Annotated in this window: 17 protein-coding genes and 1 rRNA gene; 12 read left to right on the forward strand and 6 right to left on the reverse strand. The window is 61.8% G+C overall.

What is annotated here, in order from left to right; translation table 11 throughout:
• Positions 1–11 precede the first annotated feature (11 nt).
• The 5 genes from rrf to C0Z19_RS27140 all read left to right on the forward strand — a co-directional run bounded on the left by rrf (position 12) and on the right by C0Z19_RS27140 (position 4,839).
• Positions 12–124, forward strand: a 5S ribosomal RNA gene (gene rrf / locus C0Z19_RS27120).
• A gap of 313 nt (positions 125–437) precedes the next feature.
• On the forward strand, positions 438–1,298 hold the full coding sequence (locus C0Z19_RS27125; protein ID WP_102612921.1) for a glucose 1-dehydrogenase: 861 nt from the start codon (positions 438–440) through the stop codon (positions 1,296–1,298).
• A 14-nt stretch (positions 1,299–1,312) separates the two neighbouring features.
• Positions 1,313–3,508, forward strand: coding sequence for a VTT domain-containing protein (locus tag C0Z19_RS27130; protein WP_102612922.1), 2,196 nt, complete (start codon positions 1,313–1,315; stop codon positions 3,506–3,508).
• Positions 3,509–3,549: 41 nt separating this feature from the next.
• Positions 3,550–4,341 (forward strand): endonuclease/exonuclease/phosphatase family protein, encoded by a 792-nt coding sequence (locus tag C0Z19_RS27135; RefSeq protein ID WP_233196312.1) that lies wholly within the window; start codon positions 3,550–3,552, stop codon positions 4,339–4,341.
• A 12-nt stretch (positions 4,342–4,353) separates the two neighbouring features.
• Entirely contained in the window at positions 4,354–4,839 is a 486-nt protein-coding gene (locus tag C0Z19_RS27140) for a phage protein NinX family protein (protein WP_102612923.1), read from the forward strand.
• Positions 4,840–4,885: 46 nt separating this feature from the next.
• On the opposite strand, the gene C0Z19_RS27145 is transcribed toward C0Z19_RS27140, so the two are convergent.
• A complete protein-coding gene (locus tag C0Z19_RS27145) occupies positions 4,886–6,049 on the reverse strand; it encodes a metallophosphoesterase (RefSeq protein WP_102612924.1) in 1,164 nt (387 codons plus the stop codon).
• 238 nt (positions 6,050–6,287) lie between these two features.
• On the opposite strand from C0Z19_RS27145, the gene C0Z19_RS27150 reads away from it, so the two are divergent.
• Positions 6,288–6,608, forward strand: coding sequence for a hypothetical protein (locus tag C0Z19_RS27150; RefSeq protein ID WP_102612925.1), 321 nt, complete (start codon positions 6,288–6,290; stop codon positions 6,606–6,608).
• 46 nt (positions 6,609–6,654) lie between these two features.
• On the opposite strand, the gene C0Z19_RS27155 is transcribed toward C0Z19_RS27150, so the two are convergent.
• The gene (locus C0Z19_RS27155; protein ID WP_102612926.1) at positions 6,655–7,239 is read right to left on the reverse strand and encodes a malonic semialdehyde reductase; all 585 of its coding nucleotides are present in this window, start codon (positions 7,237–7,239) and stop codon (positions 6,655–6,657) included.
• Between the two features lie 226 nt (positions 7,240–7,465).
• Between C0Z19_RS27155 and C0Z19_RS27160 the strand changes: the two genes are divergently transcribed.
• From C0Z19_RS27160 to C0Z19_RS27185, 6 genes are all read left to right on the forward strand, one after another.
• A complete protein-coding gene (locus C0Z19_RS27160) occupies positions 7,466–8,068 on the forward strand; it encodes an alpha-ketoglutarate-dependent dioxygenase AlkB family protein (RefSeq protein ID WP_175084106.1) in 603 nt (200 codons plus the stop codon).
• Positions 8,069–8,327: 259 nt separating this feature from the next.
• On the forward strand, positions 8,328–8,681 hold the full coding sequence (locus tag C0Z19_RS27165) for a DUF3564 family protein (RefSeq protein ID WP_102612927.1): 354 nt from the start codon (positions 8,328–8,330) through the stop codon (positions 8,679–8,681).
• A gap of 628 nt (positions 8,682–9,309) precedes the next feature.
• Complete coding sequence (locus C0Z19_RS27170; RefSeq protein WP_102612928.1) at positions 9,310–10,464, forward strand: porin; 1,155 nt, start codon at positions 9,310–9,312, stop codon at positions 10,462–10,464.
• Positions 10,465–10,719: 255 nt separating this feature from the next.
• The gene (locus tag C0Z19_RS27175; protein ID WP_102612936.1) at positions 10,720–11,796 is read left to right on the forward strand and encodes an NAD(P)/FAD-dependent oxidoreductase; all 1,077 of its coding nucleotides are present in this window, start codon (positions 10,720–10,722) and stop codon (positions 11,794–11,796) included.
• A 110-nt stretch (positions 11,797–11,906) separates the two neighbouring features.
• Positions 11,907–12,362 (forward strand): universal stress protein, encoded by a 456-nt coding sequence (locus C0Z19_RS27180; protein WP_102612937.1) that lies wholly within the window; start codon positions 11,907–11,909, stop codon positions 12,360–12,362.
• 113 nt (positions 12,363–12,475) lie between these two features.
• A complete protein-coding gene (locus C0Z19_RS27185; protein ID WP_102612938.1) occupies positions 12,476–13,861 on the forward strand; it encodes an amino acid permease in 1,386 nt (461 codons plus the stop codon).
• Between the two features lie 747 nt (positions 13,862–14,608).
• Here the strand turns inward: C0Z19_RS27185 and C0Z19_RS27195 are convergent.
• From C0Z19_RS27195 to C0Z19_RS27210, 4 genes are all read right to left on the reverse strand, one after another.
• The gene (locus tag C0Z19_RS27195; RefSeq protein WP_102612930.1) at positions 14,609–15,226 is read right to left on the reverse strand and encodes a hypothetical protein; all 618 of its coding nucleotides are present in this window, start codon (positions 15,224–15,226) and stop codon (positions 14,609–14,611) included.
• A gap of 77 nt (positions 15,227–15,303) precedes the next feature.
• Positions 15,304–15,921, reverse strand: coding sequence for a hypothetical protein (locus C0Z19_RS27200; protein ID WP_102612931.1), 618 nt, complete (start codon positions 15,919–15,921; stop codon positions 15,304–15,306).
• Positions 15,922–16,061: 140 nt separating this feature from the next.
• Entirely contained in the window at positions 16,062–16,682 is a 621-nt protein-coding gene (locus C0Z19_RS27205) for a hypothetical protein (protein ID WP_102612932.1), read from the reverse strand.
• Positions 16,679–17,233 carry a hypothetical protein gene (locus C0Z19_RS27210; protein ID WP_102612933.1) on the reverse strand — a complete coding sequence of 185 codons (555 nt, stop codon included), beginning with the start codon at positions 17,231–17,233 and terminating at the stop codon, positions 16,679–16,681. Before C0Z19_RS27210 ends, C0Z19_RS27205 begins: the two co-directional genes overlap by 4 nt.
• Positions 17,234–17,250: the final 17 nt, after the last annotated feature.

The raw sequence follows: 17,250 nt of genomic DNA on the forward strand, positions 1-17,250 counted from the left end.
AACAAGTTATGCCTGATGACCACAGCGAGTTGGTACCACCCCTTCCCATCCCGAACAGGACCGTGAAACGACTCCACGCCGATGATAGTGCGGATTCCCGTGTGAAAGTAGGTAATCGTCAGGCTCCCCTTGCCAGTCAGAGCTAGCGCGTTAGCGCTTACTCTGACCAATGCACCGCAAGTAGCACCCAAACCCCCGACAGCCATAGCGCTCTCGGGGGTTTGTGCTTTGGTGCCGCACAAGCCTCGCTCTTGCATCGCATCCTCATACCCACCCCCGACAGCGTCAACGCTCCCGGCGGTGGGTGCTTTGCGCACCCGCACAGCTTTCGTCGCGCAACATGCCAAACCAAGTACCGTCGTCGCTGCAAGGCATGACCATTGCTCGCCTTCTATCGTTTCCGCTGCATTCGCAGTGCAGTCGATCAGGAGCCGATTATGACGAGCAAACCGACACCGCCCATGCCGGAGCAGCAACAGGAGAACGTCCCGGGTAGGACCGAACCCATGAGCCCGCAGCCGGATCATGGGGAGAACAGTTATCAGGGCCACGGCCGCTTATCGGGCAAGGCCGCGATCATTACAGGTGCCGATAGTGGTATCGGACGAGCAGTGGCGATCGCGTTCGCTCGCGAAGGCGCCGACGTTCTGATCGCGTACTTCAATGAGCATGACGACGCGCGTGAGACGGCGAGATGGGTCGAGAAAGCGGGGCAAAAGGCGGTCCTTGTTGCCGGTGATCTTGCCGACCGTAACCAGGCTCGCGCGATCGTGGATCGTGCGGTCGGGGCATTCGGCCGCATCGACGTGCTGGTCAACAACGCGGCCCATCAGATGAACTTCGAGTCGGTGGAAGAGATCACCGACGACGAGTGGGATCGCACGTTCGATATCAACATCGGCGCGATGTTTCGGCTGGTCAAAGCAGCACTGCCGCATATGAAGTCCGGTGGCGCGATCATCAATACGACCTCCGTCAACGCAGACAAACCGCGGCCGACGCTGCTTCCTTACGCGACCACCAAAGGGGCTATCCAAAATTTCACGGGCGGACTCGCACAATTGTTGGCCGATCGCGGTATCCGTTCTAATTGCGTCGCCCCCGGGCCGATCTGGACGCCGCTGATCCCCGCGACATTGCCCCCTGACAACGTCAAGGAATTCGGAAAGCAAACGCCGATGCAGCGTCCGGGACAGCCCGCCGAGCTCGCACCCGTCTATGTCATGCTCGCAAGCGACGAAGCCAGCTATGTCTCGGGCGCGACCGTAGCGGTGACAGGCGGGGTTCCCATCATCTGACCGGCCGCGCATAGATGGCGAGCACCGCTGCTCCGCACACAACTTTCCCGGCGCGTGATTCGACCCGCGTCTCTCCTTCGTCGACGTCGCGGCATGGACTACTCGAGGCAGGACGCAATTGTGGGTCGATTCACCACGCCGATCGCTTCGCGCTCCTCATCGATGGCAGCGCCTACTTTGCGATTCTGCGGGAAGCGCTCCTGCGCGCGCAGCGCACGGTCTTCATCGTGGGTTGGGACATCGACAGCCGCATGCGCCTTACGCCCCAAGGCGCGCCTGATGCGTTCCCCGAACCATTGGGCGAGTTCCTGCAAAGCCTATCGCTGATGCGACGACGGTTGCGAATCTACATCCTTGCATGGGATTTCGCGATGATCTATGCCTTCGAACGTGAGTGGCTGCCCGTCTATCAGACGGGCTGGCATTCGCGTCGCGGGATCGTATTCCGACAAGACGGCGCGCATCCGCGCGGCGCCTCGCATCACCAGAAGCTCGTGGTAATCGACGACCGGCTCGCGTTCGTGGGTGGTCTCGATCTCACGCGATCTCGCTGGGATACGCCTGCCCACATGCCTGACGATGGCCTTCGCCGTGACGCCAATGGCGTGCCATACGGGCCTTTTCACGATGTCGAAGCGATGTTCGACGGTGACGCCGCCGCGGCAATCGGCGCGCTCGCGCGCGAGCGGTGGCAGCGGTCATGCGGCAAGCCGCTGGCCGTGCGGGCTCATCGGGCCGTCGATCATGACTCGGATCCGTGGCCTCCAAGCGCCCATGTCGAATTGCGCGATGTCATGCTCGGAATCTCGTTGACCGAACCCCCTTATGGTTCTCGCAGCGCAGTTCAACACATACGGGCGCTGACCGCGGATCTGATCGCGGCCGCGCGTCGCAACGTCTACATCGAGAATCAGTATTTCACGGCTGCTGTCGTCCGCGAGGCGCTTTGCCGTCGGCTGATCCAGGATAACGGACCGGACATCGCCACCGTTGTGCCGCGGATGCAGAGCGGATGGCTGCAGGAAGCGACGATGGGCGTGCTGCGCGCACGCCTGCATCAAGCCCTCGTCGACGCCGATCGGCACGGACGCTTCCGTATGTACTGTCCGCACGTCGATGGCCTGGGAGACAGCTGCGTCAATGTGCATAGCAAAATCATGATCATCGATGATGAGGTGCTGTCCATCGGCAGCGCCAATCTGAACAATCGATCGATGGTGCTCGACACCGAGTGCAACATCACAATCGACGCCAACGGCGACGCCCGTGTGAGCGAAGCGATCGCCCGGTGGCGAAATCGCTTGCTGGCAGAGCACCTCGATGTGGAGGAAGCCGAGGTCATTCGGGCGTTGGAGGCTGACGGCCGCCTCAACACCGCGATCGACGCGCTCAGGCGCGCTGACGGCCGGAGCCTGCGGCAGTTCACGCCTGTCATTACCGCGGATCTCGACAAGCTCGTGCCGGTCAACGCCTGGCTGGACCCCGAGCAGCCGATTGCGCCCGACGCGTTCATGCGCGAGTTCGTCCCCGAAGAGAGGAGTAAGTCGCTGACGGTGCGCTTTCTGGGGCTCGGCGGCATCGTCCTCGTCCTGGTGGTGATGGCAGTCCTTTGGCGCTTCACGTCGTTCGGTGAGCATCTGAACCTCGCCGAACTCGCGCGGATCATCCGGCGCGCGGATGCGCTTCCGTTCGCGCCCGTCATTTTGCTATCAGCCTACGTGGCTGCGGCTATCGTCTCCGTGCCTATCACGTTCCTGATCGCGGCCACCGGGCTTGTCTTCGGCGCGTGGCCCGGTATCGGGTACGCACTGGGCGGAACGCTGCTGTCCGCGATCGCGACGTACGGTATCGGCTGGTTGCTGGGAGGCGATGCCGTTCGGCGCCTGGCTGGTGCGCGTGCGAATAAACTCAGCGAACGTATCGGCCAGCGCGGCATCGTAACGGTCGTCATTCTCCGTTTGTTGCCGATCGCGCCGTTTACGGTCGTCAACCTTGTTGCTGGCGCGTCCCACATCCGCTTGCGCGATTACATGATCGGCTCGGTGATCGGCATGGTGCCCGGCATCGTGCTGACGGTGACTTTCGCGCATCAACTGTTGGAAGCCATTCGACATCCGGACGTCGGTTCGGTCGCCATGATGTCGGCGATCGGTGTGGCGCTCGTCGGCATTTCGGTGATCCTGCAACGCTGGCTGGGGCGGCGCAAGTGAACGAAACCCTTAACGGGCGCGCCTGCGCACTGGCAGAGGCGATTGCTGAAAGCCCCCGCAACAGCGATAGTGTTGGGGCGCGAAGCGACACCGGCCGCGAGCTCCGGATTGTCACGTATAACATCGCCGGCGGCCTGCCCACATGGACGGCCAAGGCCAAGCGGGAGATGGCGGGGCGCATTGTCCGTGTCATCAAAGAACTCGATGCCGACGTCGTCGCACTGCAAGAGGTGCCGCTCGGAGGTTCCGAAACGCCCGACGTTCTTGCACAGCTGCGCGACGTAACAGGCATGTACGCAGTCGAAGGGCCGACGCTCGACTCGCCGAAACGCCGTTACGGGAATGCGGTGTTGTCGAGGTTGCCCGTGCGCGCGACCCGCACGCTCGATTTGTCGTTTCACCGGCGCGAGCCCCGCGGCGCGCTCGACGCCGACATCGAATGCGGCGGGCAATTGATACGCGTCGTCGCCACGCATCTTGGGCTGTCGGCGAGCGAACGCAGCACGCAGGTGCGGACACTGCTCTCGGCTTTCGACAACAGCGAACTGCCTGTCATCCTCGTGGGCGACATCAACGAATGGTTCGTGCGTGGCCGAGCGCTACGCGCGCTGGTTTCGCATTTTCGGCGCGCGCCGGCGCCTCGCACGTTCCCGACGTTCTGTCCCGTGTTTGCGCTCGATCGCATTTGGATGCACCCGGGAGAATGTCTGATCGATGTATCCGTGCATCGCAGCGCGCTCGCGCGACAAGCATCCGACCACTATCCGCTCGTTGCGCGTATACGCGTGCCTGCACACCGGCGAACGAGCGATTGCAGCGCATCGGGCAGTTGAAGGAGGTAAGCCGTGAAGACTGGCGAATTGGCGGGACGTGCACTCGACTATTGGTGCGCGCGAGCATTGGTCGACGACCAGGAGGAGGTGATTTTCAACCGGGCGGAGCCCGATATCGTCGTGACATTCGCGCACGGCTCGTTGCGCAAGCTCGCGCAGCCGTTCTCTCCGACCGCGGGTTGGGCCGATGCGTTCGAAATCCTGGAGCGCGCCGACGCGCTGGAGTGGACGCGCGATGAGCTCGGCGCGCATTGCCGCGCCCGCTTCGGCGGGAAGCAGACCACCGAAGCGGACGGCGAGCACCCGAGGATCGCGCTGCTGCGCGCATTCGTACGTTCGCGATTCGGCGATTCGGTTGGCGATATTTGCGCTGAACCGCACGCGGCGCGGCGCGGGGCCGTCCATCCCTATGACGCCGGGGGCGTGCCGCCAACCTATGGCGACAACGCGGGCGCGGACTCGGAAATCGGGAATATCCGCTCGGTCCCGAGACCCTAGCGCCGGGCGCGTCGAGCCGGGGATGCCCGAGGCTTGACGCTCCGGTTCACTGCATCGGGTTGCCGACGAGGCGCAGGCGCGTGATCTCGGACGGTGCGCCGAGGCGCTTCGGCGGCCCCCAGTAGCCGGTGCCGCGGCTCGTATAGATCCAGAGCGAGTCGAGCTTGGCGAGCCCTGCCGTGAACGGCTGCTGTAGTCGGACGAAGAAGTTCCACGGGAAGAATTGGCCGCCGTGCGTATGCCCCGAAAGTTGCAACGTATAGCCGGCCTCGGCAGCTGCCAACGCGCTGCGGGGTTGATGCGCGAGCAATAGCTTGATGCCGATGTCGCGAGGTGCATTGTCCAGGGCGGCCGCAGGATCGCTTCGGTGCGTCTCGTCGAACTGACCGGCCGAAAAATCGGTTACGCCTGCGACGATGAATTTCGCGCCGTTGTGCTCGAGCACGATGTGTTCATTCAGAAGGACGCGCAAGCCCAGGCGCTCGAATTCCGCGATCCATTGTGTGGCCCCCGAGTAGTACTCGTGATTTCCCGTGACGAGGTAAGCGCCGTAGCGTGCGGTGAGACGCCCCAGCGGCCGCGTATGGCCGGCCAGCTGCGCGACGCTGCCGTCGACGATGTCGCCCGTCACCGCGATGATGTCTGCATCGAGGCGATTGACGGCGTCGACGATCGCATCGACATAGCGCGCTTTGATCGTCGGCCCGACGTGGATATCGCTGATCTGAACGATCGTCAGGCCATCGAGTTCGGCCGGCAATTGCTCGATCGGCACATCCACCGAGACCACTTTGGCGCGGCGTCGTGCATTGACGAAACCGATAAGCGTCGACAATATCGCGAGCCCGACCACGCCCGCGGCCGTATCGGTACGCCATCGGTCGAGCAATATAAGGCCGGGCCAAAGCGCGTCTATCGTCAATGCCGAAGCCAGTACGACATCGCGCAGGATCGTGAAGACGAGCAGCGACGAGAACAAGCCCATATCCACGAGGCCGATCCATGCAATGCGATCCAGGCTTGGTCGATGATCGAACCTGCGCACGAGCATGCTCAGCGGAATCAAAAAGCACGAGCAAATGAGGGCGCACACGCCGACTATTTTGACCGGCGTGCCCACCGGCAATTCGGGAACGATCCGCAACCCGACATAGACATGCAGCATTACGCCGATAAAGATGGCGCGGGTGAAGAACGAAGAGCGGCGCATGGGCGATGACAGGGGGTGACTCAATGGCGCGATTGGCGCGGAACGCGTGGCATACGCGCGATAACGCATTGTACTGGCGTGCAATAGAACGTGCCGGCAGCGGCTCGGCTGCGCGGCAGAGCCGGCCGGATGCGGGATTTGCCGCGGTTTCGCCGCCTTCGAAATCGACGTAAGCTATGAGCATCGATCGATTCATTCGCGCGCCGATTGCGCCTTCGGAAACGAGAGGAGGCGAATCATGAAAATCGACATATGGCCTCGTCGAGGACACCACGCACATCATCTCGGTTACGAGGGCAGCCATGTGATGCTGCCGCTCGTCGTTCTGTCGCTGATGGCGTTGGCCGTCTATTACGGCATGCGACGGGCCGATCTGCTCGAAATCAGTCGTAGCGCCTTGTTCGACGTGGCAATGGTTTTCGTCGCGCTTGGCATCGCGGGCCTGTTCGGCGTGGTGGGCGCGTGGCTGCGGCAGGGTTCCGACGAGAAAAGCGAAGGCTTTTGTTTCGTCGGTGCACTAATCGGTGCCGTCGTGTTTTATATTGCGCTGCTTACATAATTGCAGCGACGCAGCTGCCGTGACCCGCGTCGCACGCCCTCGCGCATCAAGCTATACGTGCGATGTCCCCGAAGGAAAGCCGTGGATTGCGCGGATGCAGTTTCGTTCGGTCGCCGTACCCGAGGTTGACGAGGAAGTTGGACCGAATGGTCGTTCCGGCGAAAAAGGCCTCGTCTACCTGGGCTGCGTCGAAACCTGACATCGGGCCTGCGTCGAGCCCCAGCGCGCGCGCCGCCATAATCAGGTAAGCCCCTTGCAGCGATGAATTGCGGAACGCGGTGGCGCGGACCAACTCGTCGTTGCCGACGAACCAACTGCGCGCGTCGGCGTGCGGAAAGAGTCTTGGAAGCTGGTCGAAAAAAGCCATGTCCATCGCGACGATGACAGTCACCGGGGCAGCCATCGTCTTATCCACGTTGCCCGCCGATAGCGCGGGTCGCAGCTTTTCTTTGGCTTCCGCCGTCTTGACGAAAACGAAACGACCGGGGCTGCAATTGGCCGAGGTGGGTCCCATGACGGTAAGCGAGACGATTCGCTCCAACAGCGCATCGTCTACGGGCCGGGGTAGCCACGCGCTATGCGTGCGTGCTTCGCGAAAGAGTAGATCAAGAGCGTCGTCGGAAAGTGTCATGGTCGATAAAGAAGTTGCCGGCGTAGCACCTGGGGTTCGAAAGGGCTCAATGATAGCGATGGCGCCGGCTTCTTGCTTGGCCGCCTTGCCGTTTCCCGTTGGGGCACGACGGTGAAGAAGCGGGCAAATTACGGATGGTGCGGGCGCTCTTTCACGGTGAACATCTGCTGCGGGGAACGTATTCGTTAAACGGGCTCCCGCTCCCGTGCCGCATTGAGGTTAATGGATGATCGACGACATGTTTGGCAATGTGCCGCGGGCCGAGGTTGACTGGTATCCGCATTGGCTGTCACCCGATGAGGCCGCGGTGGCGCTTTCCGCACTGGTCGACGAGGTGCTGTGGAAGCAGGATCTCATTCGTACGCCCGGCGGCATCAAACCTTTGCCACGCCTGACGGCTTGGCAGGGCGACCCTGGCGCTGTCTACATTTATTCCGGCATTCGCAACGAGCCGCATGCCTGGACTCCAACCGTTCACGCCGTGAAGTCGCTCGCCGAAACGACTTGCGCAGCGCATTTCAACAGCGTTTTGCTGAACCGATACCGCAGCGGAGAGGACAGCATGGGATGGCATGCCGATCGCGAGCCGGAACTCGGCCCTCAGCCGGTGATCGCCTCTGTCAGTCTTGGCGTTGCGCGCCGGTTCGATCTTCGACATAACCAAACGGGCCAACTGCGTGCCTTCGAACTGACCAGCGGAAGCCTTTTGGTCATGCGTGGCAGCACACAGCAAGAATGGCGGCACCGCATCGCCAAAGTACCCGGGTTGCGCGGCGAGCGGATCAACCTGACGTTTCGATTCGTCACCGCACGCGAGCCGGCGGGTTAGCGGGCGCTTGCGTGAGCGGGCAGTCTGTATGGGGCAGGTGCACACGGCGTACGACAAGACATTAGCGATATAAAACTTATAAGAGTTTTATGCGCATAAACTTTTTGGCGTCGAGCCTGCGCGGCGCCCACCGGGCGTGCGCGGTCCGGTCCCATCACAGGCGTGTCGCTGCGCTTGGCGCTGCGACGTTCGGCTCCTTGCAATCGAGTCGTCGCGACATAGACTCTATCTCTCGGCGACTACCTCAAAGGAGCACGCAATGCGTCTGACCATTTTGATTAACGGTTCCGATCCCACCGTCAATCATGACTACGCGGTGCTCTGGCTGGATACGGAAGAGCGCATATGGTCCAGAGAATCGCATGACGGGATTGATCTTCCACCATGGGGCGAATTGCGCGATGAGGGCGGCGTCACGAAGCTGTGCGCGCCGACGACCGAGCAGCCGCTTTGCACCTTGCGTGGATTGCGTGTCGACTGCGACGCGCCCACAGCGGCCCAGGGCGGGGCGCAATGGTCCAGCGGCGCGCACCGGCAAACCGACGGCATGTGGCGTTTGCAGGCCGTCGAAAAGAACGCGGGTCGCCCCGAGCACAGCATCTTCAGGCGTTGAGTGCCGGTATCGGTTCCGTGCAAAGAAATGTTTTACCGTTCGTTACGAAGCGCCCGCACCGAATTTCGATTAGGTATAGTCGGCCCTGGCTATCTCGAGGCCAACCCTCCTAGGCCCGTTCGGCGTTTCGCCGGCGGGCCGTCTTTTTATCCGCCTTCCGCTCACTCGTTGCGTTGACGTGCTGCGCCCTCCCAGAACCGGGCGGCGTGCGTTCGCCGTCGACAGCCAATCTCACAATTGAATGGCGCGTCCGGGCGCGTTTGCGCTCGCCACCGGCGCCGTGTTGGCGTTGCCGATGTGACGCGTTGATGAAAAGCGTTGCAATTCTGCAACTGGGCGAGGCGCTCCGCCCCGCCTATCGGCCGGTCTGCGGATCGGCATTACCACAAAACAAAACTGTTCAAAAACAATGAGCTAGGTGTTTTCACCAGGTCGATTGTTTCTCTTCACGCAAAAACGTGTTGTGTGATCAACGTATACCCTAACCAGGGTCAACCCGTAGACTCGGCGCTCATCGGACGGGTGCTTCGCTTCGACTCCAACGCTTCTCGCAAGCGGCGCCAACCGCGAACCCCGTCTATTCCGAAGTCTGGCAGTGAGCCAGTTTTATAAAAGGGACTTCTCTCTAATGAAAAAAACCCTGGTCGTCGCAGCGGTTTCCGCCTCTTTCGCAGTCGCAGCACACGCTCAAAGCAGCGTCACGCTTTATGGCCTGATCGATGCCGGTCTTTCGTACACCAGCAACGTTGGTGGCAAGTCGAACTGGCAACAAACGTCGGGCGGCATCAACCAGAGCCGCTTCGGTCTGAAGGGCTCGGAAGACCTCGGCAATGGTCTCAAGGCTATCTTCACGTTGGAAAGCGGTTTCAACCTGAACAGCGGCCGTTTCGCCAACAGCGGCAGCGAATTCAACCGCCAGTCGTTCGTCGGCCTGTCGAGCAACTACGGTACCGTCACGCTCGGCCGTCAATATGACGCCGCGCAAGATTACCTCGCACCGTTGAGCGCCACGGGCAGCTGGGGCGGCACGTCGTTCGCGCACGTCGGCAACTTCGACAACCTGAACACGAACGGCGGCTTTGCGGTCAACAACTCGATCAAGTTCACGAGCGCCAACTACGCAGGCTTCACGTTCGGTGCAACGTACGGCTTCTCGAACCAGGCCGGCGGCTTCGCGACCAACCGCGAATACAGCCTCGGCGCGGCTTATGAGCTGCAAGGCCTGCGCGTCGCAGCCGCTTACTCGCAGTTGAACAACCCGCTGTCGGGCACGGGCGCATCGGACGGTTCGTACCTCGGCCAATTCGGCAATGCAGTGGCTGCCGCTGTGGCGGTGAACCCGAACGCCACGATCGGCAATGCGCGTCAGCGTACGTATGGCGTTGGCGCAAGCTACGCGTTCGGTGCGGCACAGGTTGGCGCGTTGTGGACGCAAGCACGTCTGGACAATGTGCAAAACCTGCCGCTGTCGCTGCGTCAAGACAACTATGAAGTCAACGCAAAGTACAACCTGACGCCGGCACTGGGCCTGGGTGTCGCCTATACCTTCTCGAACAGCCGTGTGTCGTTGGCAGGTACGCAAGCGAAGGTCCGCTTCCATCAAATCGGCGCGCAAGCTGACTACGCGTTGTCCAAGCGTACCGACGTCTATGCACAGGTCGTGTACCAGCACGCGAGCTCGGGCGGCGCGGCTTCGATCTACAACGGTGGTTTCATCGGCAACGCTGTCAGCTCGTCGGACAACCAGACGGCCGCAACGATCGGTCTGCGTCACCGCTTCTAAGCCGGCATAGCTGGTTCGGTCTCATCAAAGGCGTCGCGATTGCGACGCCTTTTTTCTGAGTGCTGCCGCGGCTATTTGCCGCAACGGCTGCCACCGCCCCCAATCGCTTCTCCCTACTCGCCAGCGGGCCACTTCGGCGTGTCTTCGGGGTTCTCCCTATACTTGGTCTTGTCCCTCGCGCGTTTTCGCGAACGGCACGGTGCATTCGCGCATCGTCTGCATCGTCGGGACTACGGACATCATGAGGAATCGATCGTGAGTGAAGCAGCAGCATCGAGCGGAGAAGAAGTGCTTCGTACCGACGTCGTCATCATCGGCGCGGGGCCCGTCGGACTCTTTGCGGCTTTCGAAGCCGGTGTCGTCGGCTTGTCCTGTCACATCGTCGACGCGCTTGAAGAAGTCGGCGGTCAATGTATCGAGCTTTACCCCGACAAGCCCATCTTCGATATTCCCGCAGTGCCCGTATGCACCGCACGGCAATTGATCGAGCGTCTCATGGAGCAATGCAAGCCGTTCGCGCCGCCGATTCATCTCGGACAGCGTGTGATGAGCGTCGAGCGCATCGAGCAGTCCCAGCGCTGGCGGGTCACGACCGAGCGCGGACTCGTGTTCGATACGGCCGCCGTATTGCTATCGGCAGGCAACGGCGCATTCGTGCCGCAACGCGTCGGCTTGCCGGAAGCGCAAGCGCTGGAAGGACGGCATGTTCATTACGCCGTGCGCCAGCGTGCGATGTTCGACGATCGGAGAGTCGTCATTGCCGGCGGCGGCGATTCCGCGCTCGACTGGGCGTTGGCGCTGCGCAGCGGGGCCCGGCGGGTGACGCTCGTACATCGACGCGACGCATTTCGTGCCGCGGACGCTTCGGTGCAAGAACTCAAGCGCGCCGTAGCGGCTGGCGAGCTCGATCTCGTCATCGGCACCATCGCGGCGCTCAATGCTCCCGATGGCGTATTGCAGTCGATCGATGTGAAGACCATCGGTGGCGGGCTCACGATCGAAGCGGAACATCTGATCGCCCTTTACGGATTGGTGGCGGACCTCGGGCCGATTGGTCAATGGGGCCTCGATGTGCGGGCGGGACGCGTCGCCGTCGACACCTCGAACTACGAGACCTCAGTGCCCGGTATCTTCGCCGTCGGCGATATTGCCGTCTATCCGAACAAGCAAAAGCTGATTTTGTCGGGGTTTCACGAGGCGTCGCTCGCATTGCGGAAAGCCTATACCTACGCGTTTCCCGATAAGAAGCGCGTCCACGTGCACTCGAGCTACGACCCCAAGCTATCCGAACGCATCCTCGGTACGCCGGCAACGGAGGAAGCCCACTCGTAATTTCGGCAGTCGATCGGGCGGGACGTTGGCCGGTTATTGTTTGGTTGCGAACGGTTTTCGAGTCGGTCGCGCATTGATTCGATTGCGCGACGCAAGTCATGGAGGTCGCCATGTACAAACGAATTCTGGTCCCCGTCGACGGCAGCGACGGGTCGCGTCGCGCGCTGGACGAGGCGATCGAGCTTGCCCGGCTGTCGGGCGCGCAGCTGCAGGCTGTCTACGTGCTCGAGCATCCGACCCGCGTGGTGGATGTCTCGGCGGGGTTCGCCGAGCAAATGCCGGTGCGTGATACGTCGCCCGAGATTGCAACGACTGTGCTCGGCGAGGCGCGGGAACGCCTGGCGGCGCTGGCGGAACAAGGCAGCGTCCGCGCCATCGACGCCTATGGCGAGAGCCTCGCCACCGTGCTCGCGCGTGCCATCGACGAACTCGACGCCGACCTCGTCGTCATGTACTCGCACGGACGCAGCGGCATTCGCCGTTTGTTCGCAGGCAGCGTGGCCGAATCGCTGCTGCACAATACAACGGTCCCGCTGCTGTTGCTGCGCAATGGGGAGCAAGAGTAGGGCGCCGGGGGCTCCTTTCGGGCTGGCTATAATGTCGGGCTTTGCCCGATCGGCCATGAGCCGGTCGGGCAACTTCGCTTGACTACGATCCCGATCAGGAGAGGAGGTTGGTTTTGACGCGTCCCACGGAGCAGCACGACGGCTTGAAGCGCGGGCTGAAGAATCGCCATATCCAATTGATCGCGCTCGGCGGCGCGATCGGCACAGGTCTTTTTCTCGGTTCGGCAAGCGTCCTGAAAGCGGCCGGACCTTCGATGATCCTGGGCTACGCGATCGGCGGCCTGATCGCTTTCATGATCATGCGCCAGCTCGGCGAGATGGTGGCGCAAGAACCTGTGGCCGGTTCGTTCAGCCATTTCGCGTACAAGTATTGGGGCGATTTCCCCGGCTTCCTTTCCGGCTGGAATTACTGGGTCTTGTACGTGCTCGTCAGCATGGCCGAACTGACGGCGGTCGGCACCTATGTTCATTTCTGGTGGCCTTCGGTACCCACCTGGGTGTCCGCGCTCGTCTGCTTCGTCGCCATCAACGCCATCAATCTGGCCAACGTAAAGGCGTACGGCGAAACCGAATTCTGGTTTGCCATCATCAAAGTCGTTGCCGTCATCGGCATGATCGTCTTCGGCGCCTATTTGCTCGAAAGCGGCCGCGGCGGCCCGCAGGCGTCGATCTCCAACTTGTGGCGCTATGGCGGCTTTTTCCCGCACGGCTTCAACGGGCTGTTCATGACGCTGGCCGTCATCATGTTTTCGTTTGGCGGTCTCGAACTGATTGGCATCACGGCCGCGGAAGCCGACGATCCGGGTCGCACGATCCCGAAAGCCGTCAATCAGGTGCTCTATCGCATTTTGATTTTCTATATCGGCTCGCTCGTCGTGTTGCTCGCTTTGCACCCGTGGAATGAAGTGGCGCAGGGCGGGAGCCCGTTCGTCATGATCTTTTCGCAGATCGGCGCGGGGTTGACGGCCAACGTGCTCAATCTGGTCGTGCTGACGGCGGCGCTCTCCGTGTACAACAGCTCGGTCTATGCGAATAGCCGTATGCTTTATGGCTTGGCCGAACAGGGCAACGCGCCGCGAGCACTGCTCAAGGTCGATCGGCGCGGCGTGCCCTACGTGGCGATCGGGCTGTCCGCGGTTGCGACGTTTGCCTGCGTTATCGTCGACTACGTCATGCCCGCGCGGGCGCTCGATATTTTGATGTCGCTCGTCGTTGCCGCGCTCGTCATCAACTGGGCGCTGATCAGCCTTACGCATTTGAAGGCGCGCAAGGCGATGGTTGCAGCCGGTCAGCCGCTCGTCTTCAAGTCGTTCGGGTTTCCCGTCGCCAACTGGGTGTGCTTGGCCTTCATGGCGACGGTGCTCGGTATCCTGGCTTTGACGCCGGGTTTGTCGGTATCCGTGTGGCTCGTCCCGGTCTGGCTCGTCGTCATGTGGCTTGGACATGCGGTGAAGCGACGCTCGGGTGGGGGCTTGCCGGCCGGCGCCGGCGGAAGGTAGGCGAGCGCTTGCGCAATCGCGCCGCCGCGGTGTGGCGCGACGACGTCGTATGCCGGGTATGCCCGTTATGCCCATTGGGTCGGCGCGGCGATCCTTCGCGCGCCGCGGCCGCGACGGCCTCCGCAAAACGCTGCAGTGCTGGCAGCGAACCCGATACGCTGTGGTAGGTCTGGCTGCCGATCCGCGCATCGAGCAGCACTTGCAGGCCCGCTTGTCGGGCCAATTCGAGGATATCCATGTCACGCCTCCCCGTTAGGCGCTGCCCTACGGTGTTGCGTTGCGAAAGCGGCTGAATCGCTCGACGTCTTGTTCTTTGCGTGGCGCGCATCGGTCCTGCGCGAAATCGCAACTGTGCCGAGTATTCAGCCGGCATCCCCGCTCGCTCGTTCTCGTTTTGTGCAGGCGCCATTGACGCACACGATCATCAATCCACGTAACAACGGCTCTTTGCAGTCAAAGCCGATTTACGTGACCGTATTCTCGTGCACCTCTTCCCGTCGCGAATGTACGCGGGCGTACCCCCCGCCCTTTGTCGTCGTTTTTTCATTCGCAAATGCGCGCACCGCTCCCTGCGCCGGCGCTCTATAGCGCCCCCCGTAATTGTCGCTGAAGCTTTAGTATGAAGAATATTAGGTGAGCGCAGCCGGAAACGACAGCGTGGTAACTACCTACCTGCAAGGGCGCGCCCGACGCCGCTACGGCGATCTGCGGCCACGGGCGCGCCGCACTTGCGAGCCCGAGCCCGGGTCAGCCCATGACGATGTTCGTGAGCTCGAACCGGTACGGTACGGCGGCGGTCCCGCCACCGCCGCCCGTCATGACGATATCGGCGCTTGCAATGCCCAGCAGCGACAGCTCGGTATTAATGTCCGAAATCACCGCCGAGTTCATCAGACGTCCTTCTTCGACTTGCGCGGCCGTGCCGATCCACAGCGTCGGTTTGAATTCGAACACGGCTTTTTGCCCCGGCGCGATGCCCGTCTTGGTCGACAGCAGACGGCCGTCCTTGAAGATAGAGGCATTGATTGCGCCGGCACCCAGGTCGTTGCGCACCTGCACTTCGCGCGAGGTCGATGCGGCGCCCGCAGCGGCAAGTACGTTGCCCGAATGCGAGCGCTGCAAGGTGAACAGCTGACCGTTTTGCGCCACCTTCTTCGGCATGTAGTTGCCATCTGAATCGCTCGCCGTTACCGACGTCGCCATCGGGAAGACGAACGGGTGATTGGCGCCGCGGCCGCAATTCGAAATCACTTTCCACGCCACCGCGAGCTCGTCGAAGTCCGTTGAAACGTTCTTTTGAAAAACGACGATTTGCGTGTTGTTGACGTCGTTCGACAAATTGATGAAATTGAGTTTGATGTCCATCGCTAACCCTGCCTGTTGAAATGTTTGTTCGTATGCTCCAAGCGGCTTGGCCTTGACGCCGCAGCGCTTCGTGCGCGTCAGGCCATCACCACGTTTTCCAACCTGAAGGAGAACGGCAGTGAAAGACGGCCCGGCCCGCCGCCCGTCATGACGATGTCGGCGCTCTTGAGGCCCAGCAGTGAAATTTCCGTGTTGATGTCCGACATGACTGCCGAATTCATGAGCTGGCCCTGCTCGACCTGCGAGGCCACGCCGATCCAGATCGTCGGCTTGAACTCGAACACGGCCTTTTGTCCCGGCGCAATCGACGTTTTGATCGCGAGCGCGGTGCCATCTTTATAGATCGTGGCGTTTACCGCACCTTGCGGAAGATCGTTGCGAACCTGGACTTCCTTGCTGGAGCCCGGCTGCGTAGCGAGCTGCAGCACGTCGCCCGACGGTGCGCGCACGACCTGGAACACCTGGCCATTCGTCGCGTCTTGCTGCGGCATGTAGTTTCCATAGCTATCGCTCGTGCTCACTGCCATTGCCATCGGGAAGCGGAACGGATGGTTGTCGCCTTGGCCGCAATTGCGAATGACTTTCCATGCCACGTGCAACTCGTCGAAATCGGTCGAGACGTTCTTTTGAAAGATGACAATGCTCGAATTATTGGCGTCGTTCGAACGATTAACGAAGTTCAGTTGAATGTCCATCTAAAGCTCCTGATTGAGAAACGGCAATCGGTTTGCCGCGTACCTTGCCGCCGGCCTGCGCGAGCGCAGGTCGTCGAACGTGAATCGATCGTCGGGGACGATGGGTGTGCCGGTGTACCCGTGGTTCGTCGCTAGAGACGCTAGAGACGCACCACGTTTTCAAGTTCGAATCGAAACGGCTGCGCGCTTTCGCCGCTGCCGCCGCCGGTCATGGCGATGTCGGCCGACGCGATGCCATGGAGGTCGAGCGGCGCGTTCGCGCTCGACACAACAGCCGATGCCAACGCACGGCTCTCTTCGATTTGTGAGCCCACACCGATCCACAGCACGGGTGCAAATTGAAAGACGGCCTTTTGCCCAGGCGCCACGGCCGTTTTCGCGGCCATCAGGCGACCCGCGACGTACGCATTGACGTTGACGGCGCCACGCCCGAGCTGGTTGACGACTTCGATATCGCTGTGCAAAGCGCCGTCGCTCGCGCTGGCCAGACGCGGCCGGCCGCCAGGATGAGACGCAACGACGATGCGGCTGCCGGCCGCAGCCGATATACGCGGCGAAAAATTGCCGTGATCATCGCCGAGGGCGATTTCGATATCGGTCGAATACGTGAACGGATGAATGCAGTCGCGGCCGCAATAGCGGATGACGCGCCAGGCAATGGCAAGCTCGTCGAATTCCGGTATGACGTTGCGCTGAAACAGCGCGACTTCGCTGCTGCCGCAATCGTTCGAGCGATTGATGAAGCGCAGTGCAATGTTCATGCTGCCCCCGCCGCGGCGTCTTCATCGTCGTCTTGATCGAGCTGCGCATGAGCCCACTGCACGAGCGCCGCCGGTGCCCCGACTGCAACCGACGCAACGACGGCCGCGTAGGCGCTCGTCTGATGATGGAGGTCGCCGGCGAATTTCGCCATGGCCATCGAGGCGTCCTGGACGTTGCGGCAGCGTTCGAGGGTTTCGAGGTACTGGGCCGCGGCGCTTGCAAGCGCGCTGGCGTGCTGCGTATGTCCCTGTGTCACCCGCGCCGCCAGATCGGCATGGATCTCGGCCAGCGTTTTGACGGAATCCGCGGCGCTCTTGAGTTTCATTCGATCGCGCTGCGTTCTCCACCCGTCGTCGAGCGCCGCCTGCATCGCATCGGAATAGTGGCTTCCCATGTTCAGCGCGGTCTTCGCAAGGGTCTTCCATACGTCGGTGTTCGGTACGACCCCGGCAGCCTGCATCGAGGCGTGCGTTTCGCGGGCGAGTTTGTCGGCTAGCTCGAGCGCAGCTTTTTGCGCGCGCTCCCATTGTGCGATGACGGTGGTGAGCATGGCGGGTCCTTATCGGG

The organism is Trinickia soli, from assembly GCF_002879855.1.
Lineage (GTDB): Bacteria > Pseudomonadota > Gammaproteobacteria > Burkholderiales > Burkholderiaceae > Trinickia > Trinickia soli.

What these genes read in the sequence shown, in the direction of transcription:
- C0Z19_RS27125 (WP_102612921.1), top strand. Translation starts at nt 438, where the DNA reads ATGACGAGCAAACCGACACCGCCCATGCCGGAGCAGCAACAGGAGAAC.
- C0Z19_RS27130 (WP_102612922.1), top strand. Translation starts at nt 1,313, where the DNA reads ATGGCGAGCACCGCTGCTCCGCACACAACTTTCCCGGCGCGTGATTCG.
- C0Z19_RS27145 (WP_102612924.1), bottom strand. Translation starts at nt 6,049, where the DNA reads ATGCGCCGCTCTTCGTTCTTCACCCGCGCCATCTTTATCGGCGTAATG.
- C0Z19_RS27150 (WP_102612925.1), top strand. Translation starts at nt 6,288, where the DNA reads ATGAAAATCGACATATGGCCTCGTCGAGGACACCACGCACATCATCTC.
- C0Z19_RS27155 (WP_102612926.1), bottom strand. Translation starts at nt 7,239, where the DNA reads ATGACACTTTCCGACGACGCTCTTGATCTACTCTTTCGCGAAGCACGC.
- C0Z19_RS27160 (WP_175084106.1), top strand. Translation starts at nt 7,466, where the DNA reads ATGATCGACGACATGTTTGGCAATGTGCCGCGGGCCGAGGTTGACTGG.
- C0Z19_RS27165 (WP_102612927.1), top strand. Translation starts at nt 8,328, where the DNA reads ATGCGTCTGACCATTTTGATTAACGGTTCCGATCCCACCGTCAATCAT.
- C0Z19_RS27170 (WP_102612928.1), top strand. Translation starts at nt 9,310, where the DNA reads ATGAAAAAAACCCTGGTCGTCGCAGCGGTTTCCGCCTCTTTCGCAGTC.
- C0Z19_RS27180 (WP_102612937.1), top strand. Translation starts at nt 11,907, where the DNA reads ATGTACAAACGAATTCTGGTCCCCGTCGACGGCAGCGACGGGTCGCGT.
- C0Z19_RS27195 (WP_102612930.1), bottom strand. Translation starts at nt 15,226, where the DNA reads ATGGACATCAAACTCAATTTCATCAATTTGTCGAACGACGTCAACAAC.
- C0Z19_RS27200 (WP_102612931.1), bottom strand. Translation starts at nt 15,921, where the DNA reads ATGGACATTCAACTGAACTTCGTTAATCGTTCGAACGACGCCAATAAT.
- C0Z19_RS27205 (WP_102612932.1), bottom strand. Translation starts at nt 16,682, where the DNA reads ATGAACATTGCACTGCGCTTCATCAATCGCTCGAACGATTGCGGCAGC.
- C0Z19_RS27210 (WP_102612933.1), bottom strand. Translation starts at nt 17,233, where the DNA reads ATGCTCACCACCGTCATCGCACAATGGGAGCGCGCGCAAAAAGCTGCG.